Raw genomic sequence first — 6,233 nt, forward strand, 5'->3', positions numbered from 1 at the left:
GGTGTTGACTGGTTTTGCTGGTAGGCGTATAGTTCGGTTCTTCGCTGCTGACGCGGTGAAGAAAACGAAGCAGACAGTATAACACAGTTGGTTGAAATTTTCGATAATTTTAGTTGACATTTGCTAAATGTACTGTATAATTCGATTCGCTCTTTAAAAAACAGATTACCGATAAGTGTGAGTGCATTAGGCCTCACACTGTTTGAAAGACAGACAAGATAATGTTTTAGACATTGTCCTGTCGGTTTCTTTGAAGCAGACCAGAAGTTATAAGTTAGAGATTGAACATAAGAGTTTGATCCTGGCTCAGATTGAACGCTGGCGGCATGCTTTACACATGCAAGTCGGACGGCAGCACAGAGAAGCTTGCTTCTTGGGTGGCGAGTGGCGAACGGGTGAGTAATATATCGGAACGTACCGAGTAATGGGGGATAACTAATCGAAAGATTAGCTAATACCGCATATTCTCTGAGGAGGAAAGCAGGGGACCTTCGGGCCTTGCGTTATTCGAGCGGCCGATATCTGATTAGCTAGTTGGTGGGGTAAAGGCCTACCAAGGCGACGATCAGTAGCGGGTCTGAGAGGATGATCCGCCACACTGGGACTGAGACACGGCCCAGACTCCTACGGGAGGCAGCAGTGGGGAATTTTGGACAATGGGCGCAAGCCTGATCCAGCCATGCCGCGTGTCTGAAGAAGGCCTTCGGGTTGTAAAGGACTTTTGTCAGGGAAGAAAAGGCTGTCGCTAATACCGACAGTTGATGACGGTACCTGAAGAATAAGCACCGGCTAACTACGTGCCAGCAGCCGCGGTAATACGTAGGGTGCGAGCGTTAATCGGAATTACTGGGCGTAAAGCGAGCGCAGACGGTTACTTAAGCAGGATGTGAAATCCCCGGGCTCAACCTGGGAACTGCGTTCTGAACTGGGTGACTAGAGTGTGTCAGAGGGAGGTAGAATTCCACGTGTAGCAGTGAAATGCGTAGAGATGTGGAGGAATACCGATGGCGAAGGCAGCCTCCTGGGATAACACTGACGTTCATGCTCGAAAGCGTGGGTAGCAAACAGGATTAGATACCCTGGTAGTCCACGCCCTAAACGATGTCAATTAGCTGTTGGGCAACTTGATTGCTTAGTAGCGTAGCTAACGCGTGAAATTGACCGCCTGGGGAGTACGGTCGCAAGATTAAAACTCAAAGGAATTGACGGGGACCCGCACAAGCGGTGGATGATGTGGATTAATTCGATGCAACGCGAAGAACCTTACCTGGTCTTGACATGTACGGAATCCTCCAGAGACGGAGGAGTGCCTTCGGGAGCCGTAACACAGGTGCTGCATGGCTGTCGTCAGCTCGTGTCGTGAGATGTTGGGTTAAGTCCCGCAACGAGCGCAACCCTTGTCATTAGTTGCCATCATTAAGTTGGGCACTCTAATGAGACTGCCGGTGACAAGCCGGAGGAAGGTGGGGATGACGTCAAGTCCTCATGGCCCTTATGACCAGGGCTTCACACGTCATACAATGGTCGGTACAGAGGGTAGCCAAGCCGCGAGGCGGAGCCAATCTCACAAAACCGATCGTAGTCCGGATTGCACTCTGCAACTCGAGTGCATGAAGTCGGAATCGCTAGTAATCGCAGGTCAGCATACTGCGGTGAATACGTTCCCGGGTCTTGTACACACCGCCCGTCACACCATGGGAGTGGGGGATACCAGAAGTAGGTAGGGTAACCGCAAGGAGCCCGCTTACCACGGTATGCTTCATGACTGGGGTGAAGTCGTAACAAGGTAGCCGTAGGGGAACCTGCGGCTGGATCACCTCCTTTCTAGAGAAAGAAGAGGTCTGATGCATTCACACTTATCGGTAAACTGTAAAAGATGCGGAAGAGAAAAGCTTGAGTGAAGACAAGATTCGCTTAAGAAGAGAATCCGGGTTTGTAGCTCAGCTGGTTAGAGCACACGCTTGATAAGCGTGGGGTCGGAGGTTCAAGTCCTCCCAGACCCACCAAGAACGGGGGCATAGCTCAGTTGGTAGAGCACCTGCTTTGCAAGCAGGGGGTCATCGGTTCGATCCCGTTTGCCTCCACCAAGCACTTTACAAATCAAAGGAAGCCTGCTATACTTAGCAGCTTATTTTGATTTGCGAAGTGAAATATCAACGCATCGATCTTTAACAAATTGGAAAGCCGAAATCAACAAACAAAGACAATGAGTTTGTTTTGATTTTTTATTCTTTGCAAAGGATAAAGGATCTCTCGCAAGAGAAAAGAAAACAAACACAGTATTTGGGTGATGATTGTATCGACTTAATCCTGAAACACAAAAGGCAGGATTAAGACACAACAAGCAGTAAGCTTTATCAAAGTAGGAATTTCAAGTTTGCCTCCCTAGTCAACGGGTAGGTAAACGAAGTCAGAGAGGTTCTTGAAATGATAGAGTCAAGTGAATAAGTGCATCAGGTGGATGCCTTGGCGATGATAGGCGACGAAGGACGTGTAAGCCTGCGAAAAGCGTGGGGGAGCTGGCAATAAAGCTATGATCCCGCGGTGTCCGAATGGGGAAACCCACCTCTTAGGAGGTATCCTTATCTGAATACATAGGATAAGCGAAGCGAACCCGGAGAACTGAACCATCTAAGTACCCGGAGGAAAAGAAATCAACCGAGATTCCGCAAGTAGTGGCGAGCGAACGCGGAGGAGCCTGTACGTGATAACTGTCGAGATAGAAGAACAAGCTGGGAAGCTTGACCATAGTGGGTGATAGTCCCGTATTCGAAATCTCAATAGTGGTACTAAGCGTACGAAAAGTAGGGCGGGACACGTGAAATCCTGTCTGAATATGGGGGGACCATCCTCCAAGGCTAAATACTCATCATCGACCGATAGTGAACCAGTACCGTGAGGGAAAGGCGAAAAGAACCCCGGGAGGGGAGTGAAATAGAACCTGAAACCTGATGCATACAAACAGTGGGAGCACCCTTGTGGTGTGACTGCGTACCTTTTGTATAATGGGTCAACGACTTACATTCAGTAGCGAGCTTAACCGAATAGGGGAGGCGTAGGGAAACCGAGTCTTAATAGGGCGAACAGTTGCTGGGTGTAGACCCGAAACCGAGTGATCTATCCATGGCCAGGTTGAAGGTGCCGTAACAGGTACTGGAGGACCGAACCCACGCATGTTGCAAAATGCGGGGATGAGCTGTGGATAGGGGTGAAAGGCTAAACAAACTCGGAGATAGCTGGTTCTCCCCGAAAACTATTTAGGTAGTGCCTCGAGCAAGACACTGATGGGGGTAAAGCACTGTTATGGCTAGGGGGTTATTGCAACTTACCAACCCATGGCAAACTAAGAATACCATCAAGTGGTTCCTCGGGAGACAGACAGCGGGTGCTAACGTCCGTTGTCAAGAGGGAAACAACCCAGACCGCCAGCTAAGGTCCCAAATGATAGATTAAGTGGTAAACGAAGTGGGAAGGCCCAGACAGCCAGGATGTTGGCTTAGAAGCAGCCATCATTTAAAGAAAGCGTAATAGCTCACTGGTCGAGTCGTCCTGCGCGGAAGATGTAACGGGGCTCAAATCTATAACCGAAGCTGCGGATGCCAGTTTACTGGCATGGTAGGGGAGCGTTCTGTAGGCCGATGAAGGTGCATTGTAAAGTGTGCTGGAGGTATCAGAAGTGCGAATGTTGACATGAGTAGCGATAAAGCGGGTGAAAAGCCCGCTCGCCGAAAGCCCAAGGTTTCCTACGCAACGTTCATCGGCGTAGGGTGAGTCGGCCCCTAAGGCGAGGCAGAAATGCGTAGTCGATGGGAAACAGGTTAATATTCCTGTACTTGATTCAAATGCGATGTGGGGACGGAGAAGGTTAGGTTAGCAAGCTGTTGGAATAGCTTGTTTAAGCCGGTAGGTGGAAGACTTAGGCAAATCCGGGTCTTCTTAACACCGAGAAGTGACGACGAGTGTCTACGGACATGAAGTAACCGATACCACGCTTCCAGGAAAAGCCACTAAGCTTTAGTTTGAATTGAACCGTACCGCAAACCGACACAGGTGGGCAGGATGAGAATTCTAAGGCGCTTGAGAGAACTCGGGAGAAGGAACTCGGCAAATTGATACCGTAACTTCGGGAGAAGGTATGCCCTCTAAGGTTAAGGACTTGCTCCGTAAGCCCTGGAGGGTCGCAGAGAATAGGTGGCTGCGACTGTTTATTAAAAACACAGCACTCTGCTAACACGAAAGTGGACGTATAGGGTGTGACGCCTGCCCGGTGCTGGAAGGTTAATTGAAGATGTGCAAGCATCGGATCGAAGCCCCAGTAAACGGCGGCCGTAACTATAACGGTCCTAAGGTAGCGAAATTCCTTGTCGGGTAAGTTCCGACCCGCACGAATGGCGTAACGATGGCCACACTGTCTCCTCCCGAGACTCAGCGAAGTTGAAGTGGTTGTGAAGATGCAATCTACCCGCTGCTAGACGGAAAGACCCCGTGAACCTTTACTGTAGCTTTGCATTGGACTTTGAAGTCACTTGTGTAGGATAGGTGGGAGGCTTTGAAGCAGAGACGCCAGTCTCTGTGGAGCCGTCCTTGAAATACCACCCTGGTGTCTTTGAGGTTCTAACCCAGACCCGTAATCCGGGTCGGGGACCGTGCATGGTAGGCAGTTTGACTGGGGCGGTCTCCTCCCAAAGAGTAACGGAGGAGTTCGAAGGTTACCTAGGTCCGGTCGGAAATCGGACTGATAGTGCAATGGCAAAAGGTAGCTTAACTGCGAGACCGACAAGTCGAGCAGGTGCGAAAGCAGGACATAGTGATCCGGTGGTTCTGTATGGAAGGGCCATCGCTCAACGGATAAAAGGTACTCCGGGGATAACAGGCTGATTCCGCCCAAGAGTTCATATCGACGGCGGAGTTTGGCACCTCGATGTCGGCTCATCACATCCTGGGGCTGTAGTCGGTCCCAAGGGTATGGCTGTTCGCCATTTAAAGTGGTACGTGAGCTGGGTTTAAAACGTCGTGAGACAGTTTGGTCCCTATCTGCAGTGGGCGTTGGAAGTTTGACGGGGGCTGCTCCTAGTACGAGAGGACCGGAGTGGACGAACCTCTGGTGTACCGGTTGTAACGCCAGTTGCATAGCCGGGTAGCTAAGTTCGGAAGAGATAAGCGCTGAAAGCATCTAAGCGCGAAACTCGCCTGAAGATGAGACTTCCCTTGTGGTTTAACCACACTAAAGAGTCGTTCGAGACCAGGACGTTGATAGGTGGGGTGTGGAAGCGCGGTAACGCGTGAAGCTAACCCATACTAATTGCTCGTGAGGCTTGACTCTATCATTTGAAGAACTTCAAATAATAAAAGCTTACTGACTGATTCAGTCATCACCATTTATACCGATTAAGGCTTTACCGATTTGTAACAGTTTAAGTTTGGCGGCCATAGCGAGTTGGTCCCACGCCTTCCCATCCCGAACAGGACCGTGAAACGACTCAGCGCCGATGATAGTGTGGTTCTTCCATGTGAAAGTAGGTCACCGCCAAACACCCATTCCGAAGCCCCCGACTGATGTCGGGGGCTTTTTACATGCCTGTCGTTTCTATCGGTTTGGCGGCAGAATTGGGGTAACAGGTGTTGGGGTCAAACGTTGGTATTTGAATTGGGGATATTTACCCTGTTGTTATTCTTGCACAAAAGTACCGAAAGTTACGGTTAACCGTTTGGAATGTTTGAAATCGAACGGTATTTGCGTTAATATGTCGTATGCATTTATATGAAATGGGGCCGTGTTCTACTGTCGTGTGGCAGTGTCGGCGGGGTGGTGAAAACCGTCCTGCAGACGGCCCGGTTGATTCAATCTGACACGTTATAGGAAAACCCTGATGAAGAAATTTTTATTTGGTGTATTTGCCGCCGTGTGTACGGCATTCTCTTTGGCTGCCGTGAACGTCAATACGGCCTCTTCTGCGGAGCTGGAGGCATTGCCGGGTATCGGCCCGGCTAAGGCGAAGGCGATTGTGGAATACCGTCAGAAGAACGGTGCGTTCAAATCGGTGGAGGAGCTGAAAAACGTGAAGGGCATCGGTGATGCGGTGCTGAACAAGTTGAAGGCGGAGGCGACGGTTTCTTCTGCCGCGCCTAAGGCCGCGCAGCCTGCCGTGAAAAAATAAGCCGGACTCTGCCTGTATGCCGCCCTGCAGCCGAACCGTTTGCCGGTTGGGCCCCGGGGCGGCTTTGTTTGGGGA

General features: G+C 50.4%; 1 protein-coding gene, 2 tRNA genes and 3 rRNA genes. All 6 read left to right on the forward strand.

The window, feature by feature from the left end; translation table 11 throughout:
* Nucleotides 1–283: 283 nt before the first annotated feature.
* The 6 genes from HMPREF2551_RS00040 (at nucleotide 284) to HMPREF2551_RS00065 (ending at nucleotide 6,158) form a co-directional block, all read left to right on the forward strand.
* Nucleotides 284–1,824 (forward strand): 16S ribosomal RNA (locus tag HMPREF2551_RS00040).
* Nucleotides 1,825–1,929: 105 nt separating this feature from the next.
* Nucleotides 1,930–2,006: transfer RNA gene (locus HMPREF2551_RS00045), tRNA-Ile, on the forward strand.
* A 5-nt stretch (nucleotides 2,007–2,011) separates the two neighbouring features.
* A tRNA-Ala gene (locus HMPREF2551_RS00050) sits at nucleotides 2,012–2,087 on the forward strand.
* A gap of 347 nt (nucleotides 2,088–2,434) precedes the next feature.
* Nucleotides 2,435–5,323: ribosomal RNA gene (locus HMPREF2551_RS00055) — 23S ribosomal RNA — on the forward strand.
* A 96-nt stretch (nucleotides 5,324–5,419) separates the two neighbouring features.
* A 5S ribosomal RNA gene (gene rrf / locus HMPREF2551_RS00060) occupies nucleotides 5,420–5,533 on the forward strand.
* Together the 16S, 23S and 5S rRNA genes with 2 tRNA genes alongside form the textbook arrangement of a ribosomal RNA operon.
* A gap of 337 nt (nucleotides 5,534–5,870) precedes the next feature.
* Nucleotides 5,871–6,158 (forward strand): ComEA family DNA-binding protein, encoded by a 288-nt coding sequence (locus tag HMPREF2551_RS00065; protein WP_004520163.1) that lies wholly within the window; start codon nucleotides 5,871–5,873, stop codon nucleotides 6,156–6,158.
* Nucleotides 6,159–6,233 lie beyond the last annotated feature (75 nt).

The sequence above is a fragment of the Neisseria sp. HMSC066H01 genome, from assembly GCF_001837375.1.
Classification (GTDB): Bacteria; Pseudomonadota; Gammaproteobacteria; order Burkholderiales; family Neisseriaceae; genus Neisseria.

What these genes read in the sequence shown, in the direction of transcription:
- HMPREF2551_RS00065 (WP_004520163.1), top strand. Translation starts at nt 5,871, where the DNA reads ATGAAGAAATTTTTATTTGGTGTATTTGCCGCCGTGTGTACGGCATTC.